Raw genomic sequence first — 22,657 nt, 5'->3', positions numbered from 1 at the left:
GGGCGACCGGTTCGGCCTTCAGCGACTACCCTTCCCGCATGTCCGAGCCAACGACGGCCCTGCGCAGGGCCGTCCGGCGCGTAGTCGCGGTCGTCGTCGGACTCTGCGCACTTGTCCTGCTGGGCGCCACGGCGGCCCAGGCACACAACCAGCTGGTCAGCACCGACCCGCCCGCCGACGCGGTGCTGCCGGTCATGCCCGACCACATCACGCTGACGTTCGCCGAGGACGTCTCGCCCCTGGGCGTGGCGCTGATGGTCCACCGACCCGACCAGGCGGTGGTCAACGTCGGCGTTCCGACGACGAACGGGCCGGTGGTCTCGCAGGCGATCGCCGGTGACCTGCCGGCGGGCCTCTACAAGGTCATGTACCGGGTCACCTCCGACGACGGGCACGCGGTCGAGGGCGAGTACACCTTCACCACGCAGGGTCCGACGACGATCCAGGGCGCCGGCGCTCCCGTCGACCCGGCCGGTGGTGCCGCCGCCGAGCAGCCCATGGTCATGGACCACGGGACGATGGTCCCGGTGACGCCGTCGGCCGAGCCCGTCGCCGATCCCGACCCTGCCACCGCATCGAGTCCGGCCGCGGCTGCCCCGGTCATCTCCGAGCTCCCGGAAGCGAGGCACGTCCCCGTGGGCGTCCTCCTCGGCATCGCCGCGGTGCTCGTCGCTGCCGGTGGCCTGACGGCGGTGCTGCTCATGCGGCGGCGTCCGCTCGACGACGACGGCAACCTAGGCTGAGCGGGTGAGTGCGCCGGCGACGAGCGCCCGGGGAACCGGCGCTCCCAGACCTCTCGGCCCGTGGCGCGTCGTCGTCCTCCCCCTGGCCGCCGTCGCGTTCGCGCTGCTCGGCATCTGGTTCTCCGGCGCCGCGCTCCCGACGATCCTGCGCGACCCTGGTCCGCTCGTCCGGTGGGGGCTGCCCGCTTCGTCGACGCTCTCCGAGCTCGCCGGGGCCGTCACCCTCGGGGCGCTGTTCCTGGCGGTCGGCATCCTGCCGCGGGTCGCGTCCGAGGACGGTCCCGTGCGCAACGCACGCGTGGGCGTCGGGACCGCCGACGGCTCCGCCTATCCGCACAGCCTGGTCGTCGCCGGGGTCGCCGCGGGGGCGTGGACGGTGGCGTCGATCGTGCACCTCGTCCTGACCTACGCGGACGTCGCGGGGGTGGCGCTCGGCTCGGACGCGTTCGGGCAGCAGCTCGGGGTGTTCGTCACCGACATCGACCTCGGCCGCACGCTCCTGCTGATCACGACCGTCGCGGCCGTCGTCACGGCGTTGTCCCTGGTCGTCGCGACCCCGACCGGCGCCGCCTGGACCGCCGTGGCGGTGCTCGTCGCCCTGTACCAGCAGGCGCAGCTCGGGCACGCGGCGGGCGCGTCCGGGCACAGCATCGCGACGTCGGCCATGGTGGTCCATCTCGTCGGCGCCGCGCTGTGGATCGGGGCCCTCGCGGCCCTCGCCCTCCTGGTCACGCGCATCGGCACGGACCTGTCCGCGGCGGTCGCCCGGTACTCGGTCGTCGCCGGGTGGTGCTTCGTCGCCGTCGGCGTGTCCGGGCTGGTCAACGGCCTCCTCCGCACCGGCGGCTGGTCCGACCTCACCACGACCTACGGCGTCCTGCTGCTGAGCAAGGCGGCGCTGTTCGGCGTCCTCGGACTGCTCGGGCTGGCGCACCGGCAGCGCGTCCTCCCGCGCCTCGCGGGTGGGGCGTCGGGCTCGGTGCGACGCGTCGGGGGGGTGCTGTTCTGGCGGCTCGTGCTCGTCGAGCTGTTCGTCATGGGCGCCGTGTCCGGGGTCGCGGTCGCGCTCGGCGCCACAGCCCCGCCCGTCTCGCAGGACCCGCCCGTCGACCCGTCGCCGGCCTACCAGATCACCGGGCACCCGCTGCCGCCCGAGCCGACCCCGATGCGCTGGATCACCGAGTGGCGCTGGGACCTGCTGCTCGCGTTCGCGACCGTCGCCGGGCTCGTCGTGTACTGGCGGTGGGTGGTGCGGCTCCGCCGGCGTGGAGACCAGTGGTCGCTGCTGCGCGCAGCGTCCTGGACCGTCGGGCTCCTGCTGTTCGGCTGGGCGACGAACGGCGCCCCGAACCTGTACGGCCACGTGCTGTTCAGCGGCCACATGATCCAGCACATGACGCTGGCCATGCTGGTGCCGCTGTTCGTCGTCCTGTCCGCGCCGGTCACCCTCGCGCTGCGCGCCCTGCCGGTCCGGTCGTCGCTCCTGCGCTCGGACGCGTCCCGCGGACCGCGCGAGTGGATCCTCACCCTGGTGCACAGCCGCGTCGGGACGTTCTTGGCGAACCCGCTGGTCGCAGCCGTGAACTTCATCGGCTCGATGGTCCTCTTCTACTACTCCGGACTGTTCGAGTGGACCCTGCGCAGCGGCGTCGGGCACCTCGCGATGGTCGTGCACTTCACGCTCGCCGGGTACCTGTTCGTCAACGCGCTGATCGGTGTCGACCCCGGACCGCGCCGCTGGGGCTACCCGCAGCGGATCCTCCTGCTGTTCGGCACCATGGTGTTCCACGCGTTCTTCGGGGTCACCCTGGTCACGTCCGAGGCCCTGTTCGTCGCCGACTGGTTCGGGCTGATGGGTCGGCCGTGGGGCGTGTCGGCCATCGCGGACCAGCAGGCCGGTGGCGCGTTCGCGTGGGGCATCGGTGAGCTGCCGACCCTCGTCCTCGCGGTCGTCGTGGCGGTGCAGTGGTCGCGCGACGACGAACGCGCCGCCCGCCGCCGCGACCGACGGGTCGATCGCGACGGCGACATCGAGATGGACGAGTACAACGCGATGCTCGCGAACCTGGCCGCCCGAGACGCAGCCAACCCACCAGCCCCCTGACGCCGCAGCGCGCCCGCCGCCAACCCGCGCTGGCGCCCCGACTCCGACTCCGGCGCCCCCGCACCCGCACCCGCACCCCTCGCCCGCGCTCCACCGCCGGCGAACTTGACCTTGTGCGCGTCATTCGGCCGGATGCCGTGCACATCGACAAGTTCGTCGAGCGTGAGGCCGACCGTGGTGCCGTCGGGCGCGGGCCGAGCCGACCACAGCCCCGCGGTCACGACCGAGTCCCGGTGCACCGTGGCCGGCCGGCGGCGAGTCGGCACAGTTCCCTGGGTGCGCCCGCCTCGAGACATTCCACCGTCGCTGATCGCCCTCGCGCTGATGCAGGGGGCGCTGCTCTCGTCGGCACAGTGCGATGCGGCCGGAGTGACTCGCGGGCAGCGGACCCGGCTCGTCGCGTCGGGCATCTGGCAGCGCCCCACCAGGGGCGTCCTCGACGTCGCTCCCGGCGACGGCATACGTGACCCGGAACGTCGTCGACGGCGAGCCGCCTGGTTGGGGCTGCTCGCTTACGGCCCCGAGGCGGTCGCGGTCGGCCAGTGCGCCCTGGTGCTGCACGGTGTCGCCGGAGTGCCGGCCCACGTCGCGCCCGAAGTTGCCTTGCCCCGAGGGCGGTCGATCCGCCCGCGCGACGGCATCCGCGTCCGGTACTTCGAGGGGACCCAGGTGATGCGGTACGGCCCCCGGCAGATTGCGGCCCTGGTCCCCGCGCTGGTCCAGGCGCTTCCCGACCTGCCGCGACGACACGCGGTGGCTGTGCTCGACGACGTGCTGCACCGCGGCCTGCTCACCGACCAGGGACTTGCCGTGATCGAGGGACTCCTGGTCGGCAGACGCGGTGCGGTCGAGGTGAGGAACCGGATCCGATTGGTCGACCGACGCGCGGAGTCGCCGCTGGAGACGTTCGCGCGACTGGACTGCGTGGACGGAGGCGTTCCGCCGGACGAGCTCCAGGTGGAGATCAGAGACCGTCACGGAGCGTTCGTCGCCCGCGGGGACCTGGGATGGCGACTTCCCGGTGGCCGTTGGCTCATCGTCGAGGTCGACGGGCGAGAGGTTCACGAAGCCCCGGTGGCGCTGTTGCGCGATCGGCGGCGTCAGAACGCGATGCTCGCGACCGCCCACGTGGAGCTCCTACGCGTCACGGCCGACGACATCGGCCGCCGGGGCACGGTGGCTGCCCTGGTCCGAACAGCACTCGCCCACGTGCGATGAGAGGGCGAACTTGTCGTTGTGCGCGCCATCCGGCCGAATACGGCGCGCAACAGCAAGTTCGAGCGGCAGGTGAACCGCAGCGCCCCCGGGCGCGGACGCGGTGGCGGGTGGTAGGACGGGGGGCATGGGTGAGACCGCTTTTCATGACCTTGACGACTACGTGGCGATTCCGCGGCTCAGCGGGCTGGTGCTCAGCCGGGACGGGACGCGCTTGGTGACCAGCGTCGCGACGCTGGACGCCAAGCGGACCAAGTTCGTGACGGCACTGTGGGAGGTGGACCCGACGGGCGAGACCCCTGCCCGGCGACTGACACGGAGCGCGAAGGGCGAGGCGAGCGCGGCCTTCACGCGCGACGGTGACCTGCTGTTCACCAGTGCCCGTCCGGACCCGGACAAGAACGAGGGCGACGACGACCCGAGGCCGGCGCTGTGGTTGCTGCCGCACGACGGCGCCGAGGCGCGGCTGATCGCCGACCGGCTGGCGGGAGTGTCCGGCGTCCGGGTGGCCCGGGATGCGGCGGTGGTGCTCCTGGGGTCGGACGTGCTGCCGTCGGCCGTCGACGATGCTGCCGACGAGAGGCTCCGCAAGGCGCGCAAGGAGAAGAAGGTCTCGGCGATCCTGCACGACGGGTTCCCGGTTCGGTACTGGGACGCCGACCTCGGTCCGCACAGCCCGCACCTGTTCACGGCGACCCTGAGCGAGCGCGTGACGCACCCGGTCGCAGGCGTGACCGATCCGCGGCTGACGCTCACGGACGTCACCCCGGACGGCCGGCGGCACCTCATGGACCAGGCCTCGGCGATCAGCCCGGACGGCGCGACGGTGGTCAGCGGGTGGCACGTGCCCATGGGCGGCGGAGCGAGCCGTAGCCAGCTGGTGGCGATCGACGTCGCGACCGGTGAGCGCCGGGTCCTCGTCGACGATCCCGCGGCGGACCTCTGGAGCCCGGCGATCTCGCCGGACGGCCGGTGGGTCGCGTACAGCCGCGACACGTTGTCGACGCCGTACGAGGCCCCGGTGGTGCGGCTCGCGGTGGTGCCGCTGCACGGCGGCGAACCGCGCGCCCTGGCCGACGAGTGGGACCGCTGGCCGCACGGTCCGGTGTGGCTGCCCGACTCGGACGCACTGCTCGTCACGGCCGACGACGACGGCCGGGGGCCGATCTTCCGCATCGAGCTGGCGACGGGCGCGGTCGAGCGGGTCACCAGCGACGACGCCGTGTTCACGGACGTCAACGTCAGCCCCGACGGTCGGACCGCGTACGCGCTGCGGACGTCGTACCTGGCACCGTCGCACCCGGTCCGGATCGACCTGACCCAGGACGCGCCGGTCGCGAGCACACCCCTGCCCAGCCCGGTGAGCCCCGTGGAGCTGCCCGGTGTCCTGGACGAGGTGGAGTCGACGACCGACGGCCGACGAGTCCGGGCGTGGCTGGCCCGACCGAGACAGGCGCAGGAGGGCGTGATCGAGAAGGCTCCGCTCGTCCTGTGGATCCACGGCGGCCCCCTCAGCTCGTGGAACGCCTGGTCCTGGCGGTGGAACCCGTGGATCCTCGTCGCCCGCGGGTACGCGGTCCTCCTGCCGGACCCGGCGCTGTCCACCGGATACGGCCAGCAGTTCATCCAGGACGGCTGGGGCGCGTGGGGTGCGGCGCCGTACACGGACCTGTTGGCGATCACCGATGCCGCCGTGGAGCGCGAGGACGTGGACGAGACCCGCACGGCGGCGATGGGCGGCTCGTTCGGCGGCTACATGGCCAACTGGGTGGCCGGCCACACCGACCGGTTCGCGGCGATCGTCACGCACGCGAGCCTGTGGGCGCTGGACCAGTTCGGGCCGACGACCGACGTGGCCTACTACTGGGGCCGCGAGATGACCGAGCAGATGGCGCTCGACAACTCACCCCACCTGCACGTCGGGGCGATCACCACCCCGATGCTGGTGGTGCACGGCGACAAGGACTACCGCGTGCCCGTCGGAGAGGGGCTGCGGCTCTGGTACGAGCTGCTGTCCAAGAGCGGTCTGCCCGCCGACGAGGACGGTCACAGCCCGCACCGGTTCCTGTACTTCCCGGACGAGAACCACTGGGTGCTCAGCCCCCAGCATGCGGTCGTCTGGTACCAGGTGGTCGAGGCGTTCCTGGCGCAGCACGTGCTCGGCGAGGACGTTCTCTACCCCGACACGTTGGGGTGATTCCTGCCGCTCGAGGTGCGGGCGTCGTCGACCCGGACCAGACTCGCCGCTCATGGACGGGCATCCCTAGCCCGCCAGGACGGAGGACCGACATGGGTATCGGAGGCGGAATCGCGCTGATCGTGATCGGCGCGATCATGTCGTTCGGAGTCAGTGACCGTATCGACGGCGTGAACCTGACCCTGATCGGCTACATCTGCATGGGCGCAGGAGCGCTGGCGTTGATCCTTGCCATCGCGATGAACGCGCAGCGCAACAACACGTCCCACCGTGAGGTCATCGAGCAGCGGACCACACCCCAGCCCGCGCCCCAGGCCGCGCCTGTGGTCCCGGCGGTGCCCGTGGCTCCGGCCACCCCCGTGGTGCAGGCGCAGCCCGCCCCCCAGGCGCCGCCCGCTCCTCAGGCCCCCGCCGCGCCGCCGGCTGTCTGACCCTCCCGAACGCCGCCGACCTCGCCTGCGAGGTCGGCGGCGTTCGTCGTCGAAGGAACCATCGCCGACCTCGGCGAGCCGCCCGAGCATGGCCACCGCCAACCGCAGCTCCCGCGAGACGTCTCAGGCTCGCGCCGCCTCCACGATCGCGTCGGCGAGGTCGTCCGGTCGCGACCACATCGGCCAGTGCCCCGTCGGGAGGTCGACGTAGGTCACGTCGAACTCGGACAGCTCGGTGAAGAACGGCGGCCCCCCGTGCGCCATGGGTTTGAGCTGCTCGGACGACAGGCTCGTGCAGATCGCGGTCACCGGGACCGAGAAGCGCGCCGGATCACGCAGGTGCACCGGCCCGCGGCGCGCCGCCGCCGGATGCGGCACGGCGCGCCGGGCGAAGTCGGCGAGGTCCTCGTCCGAGAGGCCTTGCAGGCTCTGCTCACCGAGGACCTCCCACGGCGGAAGCGCCTCCTCGGCCTGGTCCGGGGCGATCGCAGGGTTGGGCACGGCGCCGTCCTGCTGGGGCCCGCTGTCCACGTAGACCGCCCGCCGGACGCGCGCCGGCCGCTGGTCCACCACCTCGCTGAGCACCGTGCCGCCCGCGCTGTGCCCGACCAGCACGACCTCACCGTCCAGGGTGTCGACGAGGTCGACGACGGCGCGCACGTGATCCTCCAGCGTGATAGAGCCGCGATCGGTGGCGTCGGGATCGAGCCCCGGAAGAGTCATCGGGTAGGCGTCGAAGCCCTCGTCTCGAAGCCTCCCGACCACGCGGTCCCACGCCCACGCGCCGAGCCATGCACCAGGTACCAGAATCACGGAAGCAGCCATGGGGACAGCCTGTCCCCGACCACCGACACGCGTGCGGGTGAGGAGGCGCTGTACCCCCGGGGAGCGACGCGTGTGGGTGGTTCCGGGCAGACTGGGCCCTGCCCGGACAGACCGGGCATTCATCCCGGCGTCCGACGCCGGCGGAGCAGGGGGACAGATGGACGAGGTCGAGGCGCGCGAGGTCAAGGCGCAGATGGTGGACTACGCGCGGCATCTGTCGGAGCGGGTGGTTCGACCGTCCGACGTCGCCAGGACGGCGTCGGTGGAGGCGCCGGCGCTGGCGCTCGGGCTGGCACGGCAGCCGGACGGGTCCTTCCAGCTCGCCGTCCGGTACCGGCTCGGCCTGTCCTCGGTGCGCAGCGTGGCACGCAGGGTCGTGGACAAGGTCGGTCCCGAGGACGTGGACGTTCGTCGAACGGGCCGGATCAGGACGCTCGGCGCGGACTCGGGCGCGGACGGAAGGGCGGTCCGCCTGCGACCGCCGGTGGTCCGTGCCCAGTCGCTCGGCGAGACGGGGCGTGTCCGGCCCTTGCGTCCGGGCGTCTCGATCGGGCACGTCCGCGTCAGCGCGGGAACGCTCGGCGCGTTCGTGCACGTCGACGGCGCCGTCCACGTGCTGTCCAACTACCACGTGCTCTCGGGCACGCCTGCCGCTCAGGTGGGCGACGACATCGTGCAGCCCGGCGCGGCGGACGGTGGGACCGACCCGAAGGACCGCGTCGGCACGCTCGCGGCCAGGGTGGATCTGTTGCCGAACGGGCGAGCGCTCGTCGATGCCGCCGTCGCCCGACTGGACCAGGAGTTCACGCAGCCGGATCTGCAGTACCCGGTCGGCAGGGTGACGACGACGGCTGAGGTCCTCGGCGGCGAGTCCGTGGGAAAGATCGGTCGGACGACCGCCGTGACGCACGGCCGGGTGACCGCGATCGAGCTGGACGACGTGGTGGTCGGCTACGGCGACGAGCTGGGCGAGCTCAGCTTCGACAACCAGATCGAGGTCGAGTCGACCGGGCCCGGGCCGTTCTCCCGCGGGGGTGATTCGGGTGCGCTCGTGTACCGCCAGGACGGTGTCGCGATCGGTCTGCTCTATGCGGGGTCGGAGTCCGGGGGTGACAATGGGTCCGGGTTGACCTACGTCAACCCCATCGACGCCGTGCTCGCCGCGTTCGGAGCGACCCTGGTCTGAGGGCCGTCCCGCGTCCCGGCCACGGTCGGAGTGCGTGGTGGGAGGCGGTGCACGGGTGGCGGACATCCAGCAGGCACGGGCGGCGAAGGAGCGGCTGCGCACGACCCTGCAGGGCCGCTCGGACGTGCGGGGGATCGGGATCGCTCGGGCCAACGGTGGGTACGAGATCCGAGTGAACGTCTCACGCGACGGGCGCCACGACCTCCCGGGAATGGTCGACGGTGTGGACGTCCAGGTCCGGGTGGTCGGCACGGTGCGCGCAAGCGCGTGACCGGAGCCACGTTCGTGGTCACGTGGTCCGTGACGGCGATGTCGTTGCGCCATTCGAGGCAATGTCACGACGGGCTCGCGCGTGTTTGTGTTGTTCCCTCTCGGCAACTGTTTGATTCGCGTGCGCTTCGGGCGATTTGTTGCGCCAGGACGGGTGATCTCATCGACCTCTCATGCGTCGAGATCGCACCGAGGGCCGGCGAGGGACGATGATGACCCAGTGACGCGTCGCGGCATGTCGGCTCAGGGTGCGCGCTCGGACAGCAGGTCTGCGGCGAGCATGGTCGGCGTGCGCGCCCTCGCCCTCGCCGCGCACCGTCTGGACCGCTGCCGCTCGATCGACGAGGTTGCTCACGTCGCGACCTCGACGGCCCTCGAGGTGCTCGATGCTCAGGGTGTCGCCTTCTGTCGGATCGACCAGGACACGTGCCGGACCGTCGCGGTCGAGCCCCGGCCGACGGATCCGCGCATGGTGTGGCTCTCGCGAGCGTCCTACCGCGCCAACGACCGGCCTGCCCTCCGCAACATGATCCGCGACCGGGCCAGCTGGGTCGCGCACGCGCGCACGATCCACGACGAGCCGACGGCCGACGACGACCCGGACGCCGGCGACCCGATCGAGGTCGCCTCCTTGCGTGAGGTCGACGCCGCGAGCGGTCTCGGTTCACCGCTGATCGTCAACGGCACCGTGTGGGGGCAGATCGTCGCGACCCGTGCGCGTCCGGGCACCCCGTTCCGGGTCGACGACATCGCCCGTGCGGAGGTGCTCGCGGCACTCGTCGCGGGCGCGGTCGCCCGCGTCGACCTCGAGGCGCAGGTGCGGCACCTGGTCGCCGACGACCCGCTGACGGGCCTGGCCAATCGCCGGGTCGCGGACTCGGAGGCCGAGTCCGCGCTCGAGTCGGGCCACGAGACCTGCATCGTCATGTGCGACGTCGACGGGCTCAAGCGCGTCAACGACGACATGGGCCACGACGCTGGTGACGACCTGCTGCGGTCCGTGGCCGACGTGCTGAGCCGTGCGGCGGACGCCCTGCCGGGCTCGACGGCCGCGCGCATCGGTGGCGACGAGTTCTGCCTGGTCACGGTCGGTCGACGTCGCTCCGAGGTCGCCGAGACGATGGCGGCGACGGTGGCCGCGTTCCCGTTGCCGCACGGCGCCGCGATCTCCTACGGGATCGCCTCGACCGCCGTCACCGGGTCCGTCTCCGCGCGGCACCTGTTCCGGCAGGCCGACGCCGCGCAGTACAAGGCCAAGCGCGCCCGCGCCCGCGCCCTGCGTGCGACGGTCCCCGCGACGGCCGACCCGAACGTCACCGCCGAGCGCGTGATCGTCGCCGGGTCGTCGGCCATCGCGGCCGCCCAGTCCGGCGTCGTGCCGCGGCTGTGCGCGTTCGCGGCCGCCGCCACCGAGACGCTCGGCGGTTCCACCTGGACGGTGCTGACCCGTCGGGAGGGTGCCTCGCCTGACGAACCCGCCGCTGCGGTGGCCCGCGGTGGCAGCCCGGCCGAGGTAGGAGCGCAGTTCGCGACCGTCGTCGTCGGCTACGGTCCGTGGCTCGTCGAGATCGGGATGTCGGCCACCGCCGCGACCGGCGACGTCGTGCTGACGTCGCTCGACGCGCTGACAGGCGTGGCTGTTCGTGGCGCGCGCTAGCTTGCGCCTCGTTGGTGGGTGCAGCGCGCGCTAGCTTGCGCCGCGTTGGTGGGTGCAGCGCGCGCTAGCTTGCGCCGCGTTGGTGGGTGCAGCGCGCGCTAGCTTGCGCCGCGTTGGTGGGTGCAGCGCGCGCTAGCTTGCGCCGCGTTGGTGGGTGCAGCGCGCGCTAGCTTGCGCCTCGTTGGTGGGTGCAGCGCGCGTGAGCCGGGCCGGCGGGCGTTCAGCCGTGCAGCGGAAGCGTGAGCGTCGTCGCGCCGCCCTCGACCAGCCGGACGGGCACTCCCCAGTCCTGAGCGTTCAGGTGGCACGCAGGGTGCTCGACCGCGGGGTCGGCGTCGCACGAGGCGGCATGCGCAGTGACGTGCAGGACGCCTTCGCGGACCGACGGATCGAGACGGAGCATGCGGTCGAGCGGAACGTCGTCCCCGGCGCCCTCGAGCAGCAGGCCAGGCGGCGTCGACGACACCTGCAGGCGGGTCGAGGGGCCGTAGCGGTCGTCGTACTTCTGCCCGGTCGCGGGCGTGAAGACGACGTCGAGGCGCACGGACCCGGGCGCGAGCTCGGTGACGGGTCGCCGGGTGCGGTGCGCGCCGCGGTCCTCGAGGCGGCCGAGGGACAGGGGCAGCCGCGTCAGCCGGTGGGCGGCGGACTCGACGACGATCACCGAGTCGTCGAGGACGAGCAGCCCGCTGGGCTCGGCGAGGTCGGTAGCGATCGTCGAGACGGAACCGCCGGAGAACCGGCGGACCGCCCCGTTGTAGGTGTCCGCGATCAGCACGGACCCGTCCGGCAGGACGGCGACGCCGAGGGGGTGCTGCAGGCGCGCTTCGGCGGCCGGGCCGTCGCGGTGCCCGAAGTCGAACAGTCCCTCACCGACCGCGGTGTGCACCGTCCGCGCGACGGGGTCGACCCAGCGCAGCGCCGAGGTCTCGGAGTCGGCCACCCAGATCTTGTCGTCGGCACCCACGGCGAGACCGGACGGCTGCGCGAACCAGGCGTCGTCGAGGGGACCGTCGAGCAGACCCTCGTTCAGCGTGCCGGCGAGCTGGTTGATCGAGCCCTGCTTGTCGTCGAACTCCCACAGCGTGTGGTTGCCGGCCATGGCCACGACGAACCCGCCGAGCGCCCGGGACCACACGACGTCCCAGGGCGAGGAGAGCTTCTGTCGTCGGGGACCGGGGATGAAGTCGACGGTCGGCGACCCGCCGGTCGACAGGGAGAGGGACGAGGCGAACGCGGCCGACGCATCGCCGGGCTCGCCGATCACGGGAAGCGATGCGGGTTCTTCGTCGGCCTCGTCGTCGTCGAACGGCAGGAAGTTGTCGGCCGCGCCCACCATGTACTGCGCGCCCGTCCCGGCCACGGTGGTCACCCGCCCGTCGGCCAGCCGGACGCCGCGCAGCGCGTGGTTGACGGTGTCCGCGACGAGCACGTCGTAGTCGAGCCACTGACGCAGCTCCTCCGGCACCAGGCACAGGCCGTTGGGTTCGCTGAACCTGGCCTCGTCGGCAAGCCCGTCGACGAAGCCGCGTTCGCCCGTCCCGATCCGGCGGACCAACGTCTCGCCGTCGAGCTCGGCGAGGCTGTGGTGGCCGGCGTCCGCGACCAGCAGGTGGCCGTCGGGCAGGGCGATCACCTTGGCGGGGAACCGGAGCGTGCCCTGCTCGGGCGCGGGTGGCACGTACGGACCGTCGCCGCGGTGCAGCGTGCCCTTCGACGCATGCAGCGCGACGAGCTCGTCGACGAGGATCTCGACGTTGCGCCGGTGCCCCTCGCCGGCCATCTGCGCGACGACGTACCCCTCGGGGTCGATGACGACGAGCGTCGGCCACGCGCGCGCTGTGTAGGCGGACCAGGTGGTCAACGCGGGATCGTCGAGCACGGGGTGGTGGACCTCGTAGCGCTGCACGGCCGCCGCCAGCGCGGCGGGGTCGGCCTCGTGCGCGAACTTCGGCGAGTGGACCCCGACGATCACCAGGACGTCGCGATACCGGTCCTCGAGCTCCCGCAGCTCGTCGAGGACGTGCAGGCAGTTGATGCAGCAGAACGTCCAGAAGTCGAGGATCACGATCTTGCCGCGCAGATCGGCGAGCGTCAGCGACCGGCCGCCGGTGTTCAGCCACCCCCGCCCGACAAGCTCGGAGGCACGGACCCTGGGCAGCCGACTCTCACGCACCCGTCCATTGTCCAACGTCCGTTGCGACGAGGGTCATGGGTTGTCCGGTGCCCCTGAGTCGGCCCGCGGCCGACGTCGGCCGGGACCGCTACGGGCGACGCAGGTTGCAGCCCGCCCGTGGCAGGTCGAGCACGTCGCGCAGATGCGAGGAGCGGCGGCCGCGCTGCTCTATGAGGTGGCTGTCCACGTCGCCGTAGTCCTCGCCGAAGTCGCCCGCCTGGAGCGTCGCGCTCAGGAACTCGTCGTAGGCGCGCACCGCAGCGAGGAAGTCGGCAGCGGCGGGGGCGGCGTTGTCCGGGAACTCGATGGCCTGGACGTCGACGACGAGCGTCGCGTCCACCGCGAGCTGGCTGGACAGGTCGTCGAGGTGGACCTTGTCGCCCGCGGCGTGGATCTTGTGGTCGATCGCCAGCCCGGCGGAGGTGGCGGCGTTGAGGGCCGCAGCGTAGGCGCGGGCCGCCCGAGTGGCACCGGCCGGAACCTCGGTCCAGCACGCCCGGATCTCCGCAGCGGACGGCTGCTCCGCCGCTGGTGGCGCTGACCGAGCTGGTGGAGATACCGGCGCGTGGCCGTCCGACACGGGGATCGGGACGGCGCGGTCGGCTCCGACGGTGTCTGTCGGAAGGGTGTGCGCGGCGGGCGCGGCGCAGCCGGCGAGGGCCAGGAGCAGTGCCGCCGTCGCGACGAGCCGTGCGGCGGATCGGTGTGTCACGTGTGCACCATCGGCACGGGAGCCGTCCTGCTTGACCCCGGGCCGGCGAACGGCGGCCGAGCTACCTCGCGGCGAGCTGCTGCGCGTACCGGACCTGGTCCGCGACGACGTCAGCGGCCGGCCCGGGCACGGGGATCTGCGTCAGGTGCGCGAGCGAGCCGGACCGCACGGTCACCTCGACGAAGCCGGTGACCTTGTCCTCCTTGATGAGCAGGAACAGCAGCCCGAGCAGGCACGCCAGCGCGAAGACGATCGCCAGCACGATCGCGTAGGTCGGGATGACCTGGGTGCGGACGGTGGCATCCCGCACGCTCCACTGCGACCCGGCGAGCGGCGCGGTTCCGTTGGGAGTCACCACCCAGTGCTCGGAGACGACGATGTCGCCGATCTGAACGAGTGCCGGCTCGGGTGTGGGTACGGTCTCGGTCATGGCGGCGCGGCTCCGATGATGGGTGGGCGTGGCCACAACTCTAGGGAGCAGCCCGTCACAGGGATACGGCAGCTGCCCACTCAACCTCTGGAGACTGCGGATCGTGTACTAGGCATGACGACCTCCACGATCCCGGCGGACCCGCCGGTTCCCGAAGCCGCCGTCACCGAGCACGTCGCCGTCGTCCCGGCCTCGGCGGCCCACGTCGACCGGGACACCGAGTTCGCGGCCTTCATGGCGTTCGCGACGCCCGGACTGTCGCGCACGGCCTGGCTCCTCTGCGGCGACGCCCACCGGGCCGAGGAGCTGGTCCAGGTGGCGCTCATGCGCACCTATCTGGCCTGGCCCAAGGCGCGTCAGCGCGACCCGCTCGCGTATGCGCGCCGGACGCTGGCGAACCTGCGCATCGACAGCTGGCGCAAGCACCGGCGGGAGGTGCTGACCGCCCCGACAGAGCTGCCCGAGGGTCGTCTCGAGGCCGGCGCGGAACAGCACGCGGAGCGCGACCAGCTGGTCCGCGCCCTGGCCACGCTGACGCCGCGGCAGAGACGGATCGTCGTGCTGCGCCACCTCGAAGGGCTGTCCGAGCGGGAGGTCGCCGAGGACCTGGGCGTCTCGGTGGGCACCGTGAAGTCGACGGCGTCGCGCAGCCTCGTGCTGCTGCGGACCGCAATGAGCAACAACCACACGCCAGGGGGAAACGGATCATGAGCATCGACGAGGAGTTCACGCGCACTCTGCGGGCACGGGTCGACATCGTGGCGCCGCGGGTCGACGTCGACACGTCGCAGGTCATCAGCGGTGCACGCCGGCGTCGGCTGCTCCGTCGCAGTGCGTCGGCCGGCGCTCTCACGGCAGTACTGGTGGTCGGGGGTGCGGTGGCGGTGCAGAGCTGGCCGGTGCGCGCAGCGAGCGTCGCACCGGCGGCCTCGGCGCAGGCGACGTCGCCGGACGAGGCCGGCTGGCCGGACGCGAACTTCTGGCACCAGGCCTACGAGTACGGGGTGGACGGCGCCACGCACCGAGCCGAGACGTGGCTTCCCCACCACGGGGACGGTGCCTTGCGGTCCCTGGGCCTAGACCTCGCTGCACCGCACCGGGGCGACGGTGCGACGGTGCGAGACGGCGACCTGTCGAAGGCCGAGCTCATCACCCGGAACGCGTTCGCCACGCTCCCCGACCCTGCGAACTGCGGGGGCAAGCCGGTCGACATCGACTGGGACGCGCTCTACGCCCTGCCGACGACCCCGGACGCGCTCGGGGAACGCCTGGCGGCGTGCTACACGCCGGCCCCTTCCGTCACCCGCGACCAGGTGGTGGCGAGCAAGGTCTTCAACCTCGTGCAGTCTCCCGCCTCACCCGCGCTGCGCCGGGCGCTGTGGAGCGTCTTCTCCGGCCTCGACGGCGTCGTCGTGACGCCGGAGGTCACCGACTCGCACGGACGGTCGGGGACCCGGTACGGGTGGGACGCCGACAGCTTCACCATCGTCGACCCGAGCGACGGGCACCTGCTGGAGCTGAAGGATCCCGACACCCATGTCGTCTACCTCGAGCAGGGACCGGCGGACGCGGTGCCCGACGGCCTGACCTTCGTCGAGCCGGTCGGCGTCGGCCCGAGCTGAGACGTCTCAGGGCTTGGTCTTCGCCGTCAACCCCGCGGCCGCGAGCAGCCGCTCGAGGTGGAAGTCGAGGGAGACCAGGGTCGCGCCGGAGACGTAGGCGTCGTCCTCGGCCAGGTACGACAGCTCGTAGGCGGCATCAGAGCGGTGGCCGACGATCGTCACCGTGAACCGGAGGCCCAGGAGCGAACCGCCGTAGTACTCGGTGTCGTCGTCCGGCTCCGAGAAGGTGGACCGGAGCTCGACACCGAGGGCGGAGCCGATGGCGTCGACGAGGCTGCCGCCGTCGCCGCTGACGGTGAGCCGGCCACCGACGATCTGGGGCATGGTCAGCCTTCCTTGAGGGTCTTGAGCAGGGCGCAGGAAGGCTGGCCGCTGCGCAGGATGCTTCTCACCTGCACGATCACCTTGCTGCCCGCCGCGAGCCCTCGTCGGGAGCAGAGGACGAAGAGGTCGCCCGACTTGTTGCTGCCCACCTTCACGTCGGTCCCCGAGTCGACGGGCTCCCCGACGGTCCCGTAGAGGACGGCGCCCACGAGAGCCTGGGAGGGGCCGGTGATGGACTCCTTGAGCTGGACGAAGCCGTTCTCCGTCAGCTTGCTCGGTTCCGCCTTCTTCGACGCCCGGTCGGGACGGGCAGTCGTGACCCTCGCCCCGGTCTCCTGCACCTGCACCTGCACCTCGGGCATGTAGACCGCCAGCGGACCCTTGGTCTCGATGTGGGTCTTGAGCGCGACGAAGTACGGGTCCCACGTGGACAGCGGCGCCATGTAGCTGACGTTGTTGACGGTGGCGGAGCGGCTGAGGGCGTACTCCTCCAGCCTGCGCGTCAGCTCGTAGGCGGGAGCCTGCGGAAGCGATGCCGCCATCCCGGACAGGCCGGCGCTCTCCAGCATGTACGACGGGTACGGCGTTCCCTTGCTCAGGTTCGCCTCGCTCTCTGCGGTGCTCCGCAGGTAGATCTCGAAACCGGCGAGGTCCAGGCCGGGCATCCCGAGGGCGAGGAGGTCCGTCTTGATCGCCTTCTGCAGAGCCATCAGGGAGTCGTAGTACCAGAGGGCGTCCTCCTCGCTGTCGCGGGGGCGCCCCTTGGACAAGGGCCCCGACCAGAGGCCGTACTCGGACAGGTCCGGCGCCACGACGTTGACGTCGACGTCGAAGGCGGCCGCCTCGTTGGTGGTGCGGGTTCCCCTCTCCGAGTCGACCTCGGCGAACGGCTTGTCGAACTCGACGAGCGCGGGCGGGCCGTTGCCGGGCACCACCTTCTTCGGGGACTTCATGCCGCTAGCGAGGCTCCCGCGGTAGTTCAAGGTCGCGGTCGGGAGGGCCTCCTTGAGCGCCGCGACGTGCTTCTTCAGCACCTCGTCGATCGGGGAGCGGGCGGTGGTCGTCCGGCCCTTGAGCGCTTCGACCTTCTTCCACTCGGCCACCGTCTCGCGGTCGAAGCTCAGCAGACCGATGGTCTCGCCGGCGGCTCGCATCGAGGCCAGCGCGCTCTTGTAGTGGTTGGTGGACTTGTTCTTCCAGGTCGCCTTGGCCTTGAGCAGGTAGTTGCGCGTGGCGGGGAGCGTGTAGTTGATGTCGGCGGCCTTCGCCGTCAGGCCGTCGCGGCACTCGGCGGCGACCTTCTCGGCCTCGCTCTCGGCGTTCGTGTGCGCGGTGGCGATGTCCTTGAGGGCCTTCTGGACGACGGCGAGGGGTCGCGTCGGGGCGTCCGCGGGCAGCACGGCCAACGCCTTCCAGCCGGCGGCCTGCTTCATGGCCTCGTCGAGCTTGCTCTCGGCCGTCTTCACGTCCTGCGTGTCCCACTGGTCCGTGGTCAGCACGAGCGTGTTGATCCGCGCCTTCAACGCCTTGGCGTCGGCGGTCGCCTCGGTGGACGCCACGGTCCCGTCGTGCTTGACCAACCCCGTGAGGAACAGGACGGCTGTGTCCAGGTGGGGGATCGCGGCGATGTCGACGACGACCGGGGCCTCCTTGACGCGCTTGTCGGTCAGCTGCCGTCGGATCGCGATCCGGCCGAGCGAGCCGCTGTCCGGCTGGAGGGTGTGGGCCAGCTCGTGAGCGAGGACTCGCTCGCCGCCGGGGGTGTCCGGGGCGAACTGCCCGCGTCCGAAGAACACGTCCCGCCCGGTCGTGAACGCCGCCGCGGACATCGAGGCGCTGAGCCCTGCTGCCTCTCCGCCGGTGTGGATCCGAACCCCCCCGAACGAGGTGCCGAACGCCTGCTCCATGCGACCGCGGACCGGCGTCGGCAGGGGGTTCCCACGCCCGCGCAGGCGCTCGATGCTGGTCGTCGTCGGGGCGTCCACCGGGCCGCCGGCGAGGCCGATGGCGCCCGAGGACGGAGCAGCGGACCGCCGGACGTCGTCGCCCCCGAACGCGACGGGGGCCGGTGATGCCCGACGCAGCCGTTCCAGGGCGGAGTCGGCCCGCTCGTCCGCGTCCCGTTCCGCGGCATCCTCCGCGTGTCCGACGGTCAGCCCGCTGAGGGGGACCAGGGCGGCCGGGGCTGCGCCGTGCGACGAGGCCGGAAGGACCTCGGCCCGGGCGGCTGGAACGGCCTGAACCTGTGTGGCTTCCGTGCCCATGACTGTCGCCCCCGCGCGCGGTCATGCCACGTTCGTGGCATTGATCCTGATCGACAACCCTCCCACAGCGTCGCGCCGGTGGTCGAGAGCTACGTGCGGTCGAGCACCCAGATGCGCGGATGGTGTCCCTTGGCAAACACCCGGACCTGGTCGCGCAGGCGCCAGAGTGCGTCGGCGTCCCGGACGGCCTGTTCCATCACCTTGATCTCGTGCGTGAGCACGACGAGCCGGGCGCCCGGTGCCGCAGCCTCGTAGGCGGCCCTGAGCAGGCCGGCGTGCAGTGCGGCGTTCGACTCGTGGGAACCGTGCAGCGTCCCCCAGGGCGGGTCGGCGAGCACCAGGTCGAAGGATCCGGGGACGGCGGCGAGCGCATCACCGTGGAGGATCTGCGCCCTCACCCCGGCCGCGGCCAGGTTGTCCGACGAGGCGACGACGGCGTCGGGCGCGAGGTCGACCCCGACGGCCTCGGCCGCCGGGCCGGCGACCAGTCGCTCGACCAGCAGCGTGCCGGACCCGCACATGAGGTTGAGCACCCGGTCGGTGGGCACGACGCCGCCCAGGCGGACCATCGCCGCAGCGATCGTCGCGTTCGCCGCGCCGGGGTAGTCGGCGACCCGCCACGGCCGAGCGGACAGAGGCCGGTTCCCCACACGCACGAGCACGTCCCACCCGGGGTCGCCGGAAGGTCTGGGCTCGACGCCGCGGCGGACGCGCAGCACGAGCTCGCCGCCCGTCTCGTCGTAGGCCAGCCCGGTGGCCTCGGCGAGCAGAGCCGCGAGCCGCTGGAACACCGCGGAGTCCGACCCGGCCGCCTCGAAGCGGAACGACGCCGAGCGGCCGACCCGCATCGACGAGCCGATCGCGTCGACGATCCGCTGGAGGTGGTCGCCGCTGGTCAGTGACTTCGGGCGGGGGACGTCGAAGCGCAGGACGACGAATGCGGCGACGGCGGTGCGCAGCTGAGCCACGGAGGCCAGCGGTCCGAGCAGGGCGATCTCCAGGGCGTCGTCACGACCTCGCACGGGCGTCGGTGGACCGCTGGTCAGCAACAGCTCGGACGCCTCGTCGGAAAGCACGTCCGCCAGGCCGGGCAGGAAGGTGAGCTCGACCGCCTCCGAGCGACGGGCGGACGGCCGCACGCCTGGCCGACGGGACGTCGGGTGGCTGCCGTGGTGGGCCGGCGGTGCTGCGCTGCGGTTCTTGCGGTTCCTGGGCACCCGTCAGGCCGGCACGGGCACGAGGGCGGCGCCGACGGCGCGGAGCACGAACTGCTCGGTCTGCTGGATGGCGCGCTCCCGCTCCGGGCCTTCTGCGGGCACGCCGCGACCGGACAGGCAGGCGTTGATGAGGGGCACGGTCACGTCGAGATCCTGGTCCGGGAAGGCGCCCGAGGAGATCCCTGCTGCCAGGATGCGGCGCAGGATCTGCTCGACGACGACGACGTGCTCGCGGACGCGCTGCTGGGTGCCGCGCGAGAGGACCGACCGCAGCTCCGGGCCGGGGGCCAGGTGGTAGACCCGGGTCAGCGCCGCCTGCTGGCGGACGTACGTCTGGAGCTGCTCGGTCGGGTCGTCGATGTCGTCGAGCGAGCGCTGCAGCGATGCGGCGTACTGCTCGGTCTCGTGCGTGATGAACCCGAGCAGGAGCGACTCCTTGTCGGGGAAGTGGTTGTAGACGGCGGTACGCCCCACTCCGGCCGCGGCCGCGATCTCGGCCAGCGTGATGGCATCGAACCCCTGCTCGGCCATGAGCGCGGAGAGCGCGGCGAAGAGCTTCTGGCGCGTCTGCTCGCGGTGCTCGTGCAACGAGCCGCCGATGATCTTGGGCATGGTGACATGATCCCACGTTCTGTCACGAAGATCGCGCTACGTGAGCGGGATCTCCACCCGGACGCTCCCGGCGGTGACGTCGAACGTTCCGCCGAGCAGCTCGGCCCTCTCGCGCATCGACGACAGGCCCACGCCGGGAACCCACGGCTCGAGGTTCGGACCGTGGTCGTCCACGAAGACCTGCAGCCGTCCGTCGGACGTCCCGATCGAGACGTCCGCGACGGGGGAGCGTGCGTGCCGCGCGACGTTGGTGAGCGCTTCCGTGACGATCCGGTAGACCGCGACCTCCGTGGCGGCGCTCAGCGTGGGCAGCGGCGTGACGTCGAGGCGCACCTCGAGCCGGGTGCCCTCCGCGGTGAACAGGTGCGTGCTGTGCTGGCGCAGCGCCGGGACCAGACCGACCTGGTCGAGCACCGGCGGGCGCAGGCCGTCGACGAGGCGCCGGACGTCGTCGATCGCGGCGGCGATGTCGGACCGGAGGGCGACGAGCAGCGCCTCGGCCTCGTGCGGGTCGGAGTGCACCAGGTTACGAGCGGCGTCCGACGCGTACGCGACACCGGTCAGCGTCGGCCCGAGCCCGTCGTGCAGGTCGTGCTGGAGGCGCCGGCGGTCGTCCTCGACGGCGCTCACCACGTGCTCGCGCGACTCGCGCAGGGCGGCCGCCAGCGCCCGCGCGTGCACGGCCTGAGCCAGTGCCGGCACCACCATCCGCAGTACGGCCCGGTCCTGGGGGGCCGGGCCCGTCTCGCCAGGCCGCAGGCCGATGTCGAGCGTCGCGACGGCGTGGTCGCCCACCTGCAGCGGCAGCCGGTACGTGCCCTCGGAGGGCTCGGTCCCGGACCGGGCGATCGGGCCGCCCGCGTCCGCGAGTGCCGCGTAAGGCAGCCAGAGCACCTCGCGCAGCCCGCGGAGCGCGACCACGGGGTCGTCGGAGTGCGAGAGCTCGTCGGCGAACCGGGCTGCGGCCGCGACCGGGTCAACCCGATCGCCCAGCATGAGCCGGTCCGAGACGTCGTCGAGGGTGCGGCGGATCGGCGCGAAGACGACCGCGCACAGCACGGCGACGAAGCTCAGCTCGCCGAGGGTCGGCACGCGTCCGGAGGTGAGCTCCATCAGAGCGGCCACGCCGAGGAAGAGGGAGATCGTGACGACGGCCGCCATGACGACCGAGACCGACCGCACCAGGACGACGCGGACCGGGCGCACCTCGGGCCAGCGCACGCCGACGACCGCCGACGCCGGGCCGACCAGCAGGGCGAACGCCGCGACGGCGCTCGCCAAGATCGTGTGCGCGAGGAACGCGAGAGGGATGACGACCAGGACTGAGCCGCCCATGCCGAGCGCGAACCACAGCACCGCGTCGCGCTCGTCGACGGGACCGCGCTCGATGCGCCACCACACGACCGCGACGACGATCAGCGGGGCGGTCAGCGTGGCCGTCTGGACGAACCACGGGTTGACGCCCCAGACGGCCGCGATGACCCCGAACGCTCCGAGCACCACCAGTGCAGCCGCGACGTAGGGCGCGCGAGCCGTGCCGGACGGGAAGCACACGGCGGCCGCCGGCAGCAGCGCGACGAGCGTGACGAGTCCGAGCCGGTCTGCCGTCTCGACCTGGAGGATCCAACCCGCGCCGATCAGCGCGCAGAGAGCCCCGGCGACCGCGACGGCAAGGCTGAGCACCCCGAAGAGCCGCGCACGCCGGACGCACAGCACACCGGCCGCGCTCCAGCCGACCGCGGTCACTGCCGAGGCGAACCGCTGGTCGGTCCCCCAGGTCCCGGGTGGCGCGGTGAGGCTGGCACAGGCGGCGAGCGTGAGCAGACCGAGCGCCCCCGCTCCGAGGACGACCGTCCCGCGCTGCCTCATGCGCCTCCGCCCAGGCCGCCCTGGCGTGCCCGCACGATCGCCTCGGCACGGCTGGCCACGGCGAGCTTGGCGAAGATCGACGAGATGTGGTTGCCGACCGTCTTCGGCGACAGGAACAGCTGCCCGGCGATGGTCCCGTTCGACGAGCCCCGCGCGATCAGGTCGAGCACCTCGCGCTCGCGGGCGGTGAGCTCGGGAAAGACCACCCCCGGCGCCTGCGGCGTCGACGAGAGGTATCCGAGGACGCGTCGCGCGACGCCCGGACCGAAGATGGCCTGGCCGCCGACCACGGCCCGCAGGGCGTGCGTGATGTCGTCCTGGTCCGCGCCCTTGAGCAGGTAGCCGCGGGCGCCCGCCTGCATGGCCGCGAAGACCGTGTCGTCGTCGTCGTGCATGGTCAGCACCAGCACGGCGACGTCCGGGGCGGCGGCGACGATGCGACGGGTCGCCTCCAGGCCGTCGACCCCGGGCATCGCGATGTCCATGATCACCGCGTCGGGGTGGAGCAGCTGCGTCTCACGCACCGCGGAGGCGCCGTCCGCGGCCTCGCCCACCACGTCGAAGCCCTCGATCGACGTGATGAGCGCGGCGAGCCCGCGCCGGACCACCGGGTGGTCGTCGGCGATGACGACCCGGATCGGGCCGGCGGCAGGATCGAGCATGTCGTCATGATCCTGCGTCGACCGTGCTCAGGAGTAGGGCTGGGCCCCCACGACACCTGGGTGATCTCCCGGCCAAGATGAAGGCATCGACGGATCCCACTGGGTGTGTGCGGACGGGAACGTGTGGTTGTCGCGCTCGCC

At 72.4% G+C, this 22,657-nt stretch carries 20 protein-coding genes; 10 read left to right on the top strand and 10 right to left on the bottom strand.

Translation table 11 applies throughout. The features are described from left to right. The first annotated feature begins 38 nt into the window (after positions 1–38). The 5 genes from I847_RS25550 to I847_RS27385 all read left to right on the top strand — a co-directional run bounded on the left by I847_RS25550 (position 39) and on the right by I847_RS27385 (position 6,690). On the top strand, positions 39–743 hold the full coding sequence (locus I847_RS25550; RefSeq protein WP_051274680.1) for a copper resistance CopC family protein: 705 nt from the start codon (positions 39–41) through the stop codon (positions 741–743). Between the two features lie 4 nt (positions 744–747). Next, on the top strand, positions 748–2,847 hold the full coding sequence (locus tag I847_RS22860) for a cytochrome c oxidase assembly protein (protein WP_034609714.1): 2,100 nt from the start codon (positions 748–750) through the stop codon (positions 2,845–2,847). 276 nt (positions 2,848–3,123) lie between these two features. Beyond that, positions 3,124–4,065 (top strand): type IV toxin-antitoxin system AbiEi family antitoxin domain-containing protein, encoded by a 942-nt coding sequence (locus I847_RS25545; RefSeq protein WP_231384157.1) that lies wholly within the window; start codon positions 3,124–3,126, stop codon positions 4,063–4,065. A gap of 124 nt (positions 4,066–4,189) precedes the next feature. Then, complete coding sequence (locus tag I847_RS0109285; RefSeq protein WP_028049474.1) at positions 4,190–6,259, top strand: prolyl oligopeptidase family serine peptidase; 2,070 nt, start codon at positions 4,190–4,192, stop codon at positions 6,257–6,259. Between the two features lie 92 nt (positions 6,260–6,351). Further along, positions 6,352–6,690, top strand: coding sequence for a DUF6458 family protein (locus tag I847_RS27385; RefSeq protein ID WP_231384156.1), 339 nt, complete (start codon positions 6,352–6,354; stop codon positions 6,688–6,690). Positions 6,691–6,813: 123 nt separating this feature from the next. Here I847_RS27385 and I847_RS0109275 read toward each other — a convergent pair whose 3' ends face one another. Then, entirely contained in the window at positions 6,814–7,515 is a 702-nt protein-coding gene (locus I847_RS0109275) for an alpha/beta fold hydrolase (protein ID WP_028049473.1), read from the bottom strand. A gap of 157 nt (positions 7,516–7,672) precedes the next feature. Between I847_RS0109275 and I847_RS0109270 the strand changes: the two genes are divergently transcribed. From I847_RS0109270 to I847_RS0109260, 3 genes are all read left to right on the top strand, one after another. After that, the gene (locus I847_RS0109270) at positions 7,673–8,701 is read left to right on the top strand and encodes a hypothetical protein (protein WP_028049472.1); all 1,029 of its coding nucleotides are present in this window, start codon (positions 7,673–7,675) and stop codon (positions 8,699–8,701) included. Between the two features lie 55 nt (positions 8,702–8,756). Continuing rightward, positions 8,757–8,972, top strand: coding sequence for a hypothetical protein (locus tag I847_RS0109265; RefSeq protein ID WP_028049471.1), 216 nt, complete (start codon positions 8,757–8,759; stop codon positions 8,970–8,972). 219 nt (positions 8,973–9,191) lie between these two features. Next, on the top strand, positions 9,192–10,628 hold the full coding sequence (locus tag I847_RS0109260; RefSeq protein ID WP_028049470.1) for a diguanylate cyclase: 1,437 nt from the start codon (positions 9,192–9,194) through the stop codon (positions 10,626–10,628). 220 nt (positions 10,629–10,848) lie between these two features. Here I847_RS0109260 and I847_RS0109255 read toward each other — a convergent pair whose 3' ends face one another. The 3 genes from I847_RS0109255 to I847_RS0109245 all read right to left on the bottom strand — a co-directional run bounded on the left by I847_RS0109255 (position 10,849) and on the right by I847_RS0109245 (position 13,946). After that, complete coding sequence (locus tag I847_RS0109255; protein WP_028049469.1) at positions 10,849–12,804, bottom strand: NHL domain-containing thioredoxin family protein; 1,956 nt, start codon at positions 12,802–12,804, stop codon at positions 10,849–10,851. 88 nt (positions 12,805–12,892) lie between these two features. Then, positions 12,893–13,516 (bottom strand): hypothetical protein, encoded by a 624-nt coding sequence (locus tag I847_RS22840; RefSeq protein ID WP_034609710.1) that lies wholly within the window; start codon positions 13,514–13,516, stop codon positions 12,893–12,895. Positions 13,517–13,577: 61 nt separating this feature from the next. Beyond that, the gene (locus I847_RS0109245; protein WP_028049468.1) at positions 13,578–13,946 is read right to left on the bottom strand and encodes a hypothetical protein; all 369 of its coding nucleotides are present in this window, start codon (positions 13,944–13,946) and stop codon (positions 13,578–13,580) included. Between the two features lie 114 nt (positions 13,947–14,060). Between I847_RS0109245 and I847_RS22835 the strand changes: the two genes are divergently transcribed. Both I847_RS22835 and I847_RS0109235 read left to right on the top strand, forming a co-directional pair. Then, positions 14,061–14,657, top strand: coding sequence for a SigE family RNA polymerase sigma factor (locus I847_RS22835; RefSeq protein ID WP_081680696.1), 597 nt, complete (start codon positions 14,061–14,063; stop codon positions 14,655–14,657). Beyond that, the gene (locus I847_RS0109235; protein ID WP_028049467.1) at positions 14,654–15,568 is read left to right on the top strand and encodes a hypothetical protein; all 915 of its coding nucleotides are present in this window, start codon (positions 14,654–14,656) and stop codon (positions 15,566–15,568) included. The genes I847_RS22835 and I847_RS0109235 overlap by 4 nt, the downstream gene beginning before the upstream one ends. A 6-nt stretch (positions 15,569–15,574) precedes the next feature. Here the strand turns inward: I847_RS0109235 and I847_RS0109230 are convergent, their stop codons facing one another. From I847_RS0109230 to I847_RS0109205, 6 genes are all read right to left on the bottom strand, one after another. Further along, positions 15,575–15,892 (bottom strand): hypothetical protein, encoded by a 318-nt coding sequence (locus tag I847_RS0109230; RefSeq protein ID WP_028049466.1) that lies wholly within the window; start codon positions 15,890–15,892, stop codon positions 15,575–15,577. A 2-nt stretch (positions 15,893–15,894) separates the two neighbouring features. Next, complete coding sequence (locus I847_RS25540) at positions 15,895–18,156, bottom strand: DUF4157 domain-containing protein (protein WP_051274676.1); 2,262 nt, start codon at positions 18,154–18,156, stop codon at positions 15,895–15,897. An 89-nt stretch (positions 18,157–18,245) separates the two neighbouring features. Then, positions 18,246–19,295 carry a methyltransferase gene (locus tag I847_RS22825; RefSeq protein ID WP_034609707.1) on the bottom strand — a complete coding sequence of 350 codons (1,050 nt, stop codon included), beginning with the start codon at positions 19,293–19,295 and terminating at the stop codon, positions 18,246–18,248. Between the two features lie 81 nt (positions 19,296–19,376). Further along, positions 19,377–19,985: a TetR/AcrR family transcriptional regulator gene (locus I847_RS0109215; RefSeq protein WP_028049465.1), complete on the bottom strand. Its 609-nt coding sequence runs from the start codon at positions 19,983–19,985 to the stop codon at positions 19,377–19,379. A gap of 36 nt (positions 19,986–20,021) precedes the next feature. Next, entirely contained in the window at positions 20,022–21,854 is a 1,833-nt protein-coding gene (locus I847_RS22820) for a sensor histidine kinase (protein ID WP_051274675.1), read from the bottom strand. Next, complete coding sequence (locus tag I847_RS0109205) at positions 21,851–22,516, bottom strand: response regulator transcription factor (RefSeq protein ID WP_028049464.1); 666 nt, start codon at positions 22,514–22,516, stop codon at positions 21,851–21,853. Before I847_RS0109205 ends, I847_RS22820 begins: the two co-directional genes overlap by 4 nt. Positions 22,517–22,657 lie beyond the last annotated feature (141 nt).

The sequence above is a fragment of the Cellulomonas sp. URHD0024 genome, from assembly GCF_000426185.1.
Classification (GTDB): Bacteria; Actinomycetota; Actinomycetes; order Actinomycetales; family Cellulomonadaceae; genus Cellulomonas.
The sequence above is the reverse complement of the archived record's forward strand: the minus strand, read 5'-3'. Positions and strand labels throughout refer to the sequence as shown.

What these genes read in the sequence shown, in the direction of transcription:
- I847_RS25550 (WP_051274680.1), top strand. Translation starts at nt 39, where the DNA reads ATGTCCGAGCCAACGACGGCCCTGCGCAGGGCCGTCCGGCGCGTAGTC.
- I847_RS0109285 (WP_028049474.1), top strand. Translation starts at nt 4,190, where the DNA reads ATGGGTGAGACCGCTTTTCATGACCTTGACGACTACGTGGCGATTCCG.
- I847_RS27385 (WP_231384156.1), top strand. Translation starts at nt 6,352, where the DNA reads ATGGGTATCGGAGGCGGAATCGCGCTGATCGTGATCGGCGCGATCATG.
- I847_RS0109275 (WP_028049473.1), bottom strand. Translation starts at nt 7,515, where the DNA reads ATGGCTGCTTCCGTGATTCTGGTACCTGGTGCATGGCTCGGCGCGTGG.
- I847_RS0109270 (WP_028049472.1), top strand. Translation starts at nt 7,673, where the DNA reads ATGGACGAGGTCGAGGCGCGCGAGGTCAAGGCGCAGATGGTGGACTAC.
- I847_RS0109245 (WP_028049468.1), bottom strand. Translation starts at nt 13,946, where the DNA reads ATGACCGAGACCGTACCCACACCCGAGCCGGCACTCGTTCAGATCGGC.
- I847_RS22835 (WP_081680696.1), top strand. Translation starts at nt 14,061, where the DNA reads ATGACGACCTCCACGATCCCGGCGGACCCGCCGGTTCCCGAAGCCGCC.
- I847_RS0109235 (WP_028049467.1), top strand. Translation starts at nt 14,654, where the DNA reads ATGAGCATCGACGAGGAGTTCACGCGCACTCTGCGGGCACGGGTCGAC.
- I847_RS0109230 (WP_028049466.1), bottom strand. Translation starts at nt 15,892, where the DNA reads ATGCCCCAGATCGTCGGTGGCCGGCTCACCGTCAGCGGCGACGGCGGC.
- I847_RS25540 (WP_051274676.1), bottom strand. Translation starts at nt 18,156, where the DNA reads ATGGGCACGGAAGCCACACAGGTTCAGGCCGTTCCAGCCGCCCGGGCC.
- I847_RS0109215 (WP_028049465.1), bottom strand. Translation starts at nt 19,985, where the DNA reads ATGCCCAAGATCATCGGCGGCTCGTTGCACGAGCACCGCGAGCAGACG.
- I847_RS22820 (WP_051274675.1), bottom strand. Translation starts at nt 21,854, where the DNA reads ATGAGGCAGCGCGGGACGGTCGTCCTCGGAGCGGGGGCGCTCGGTCTG.
- I847_RS0109205 (WP_028049464.1), bottom strand. Translation starts at nt 22,516, where the DNA reads ATGCTCGATCCTGCCGCCGGCCCGATCCGGGTCGTCATCGCCGACGAC.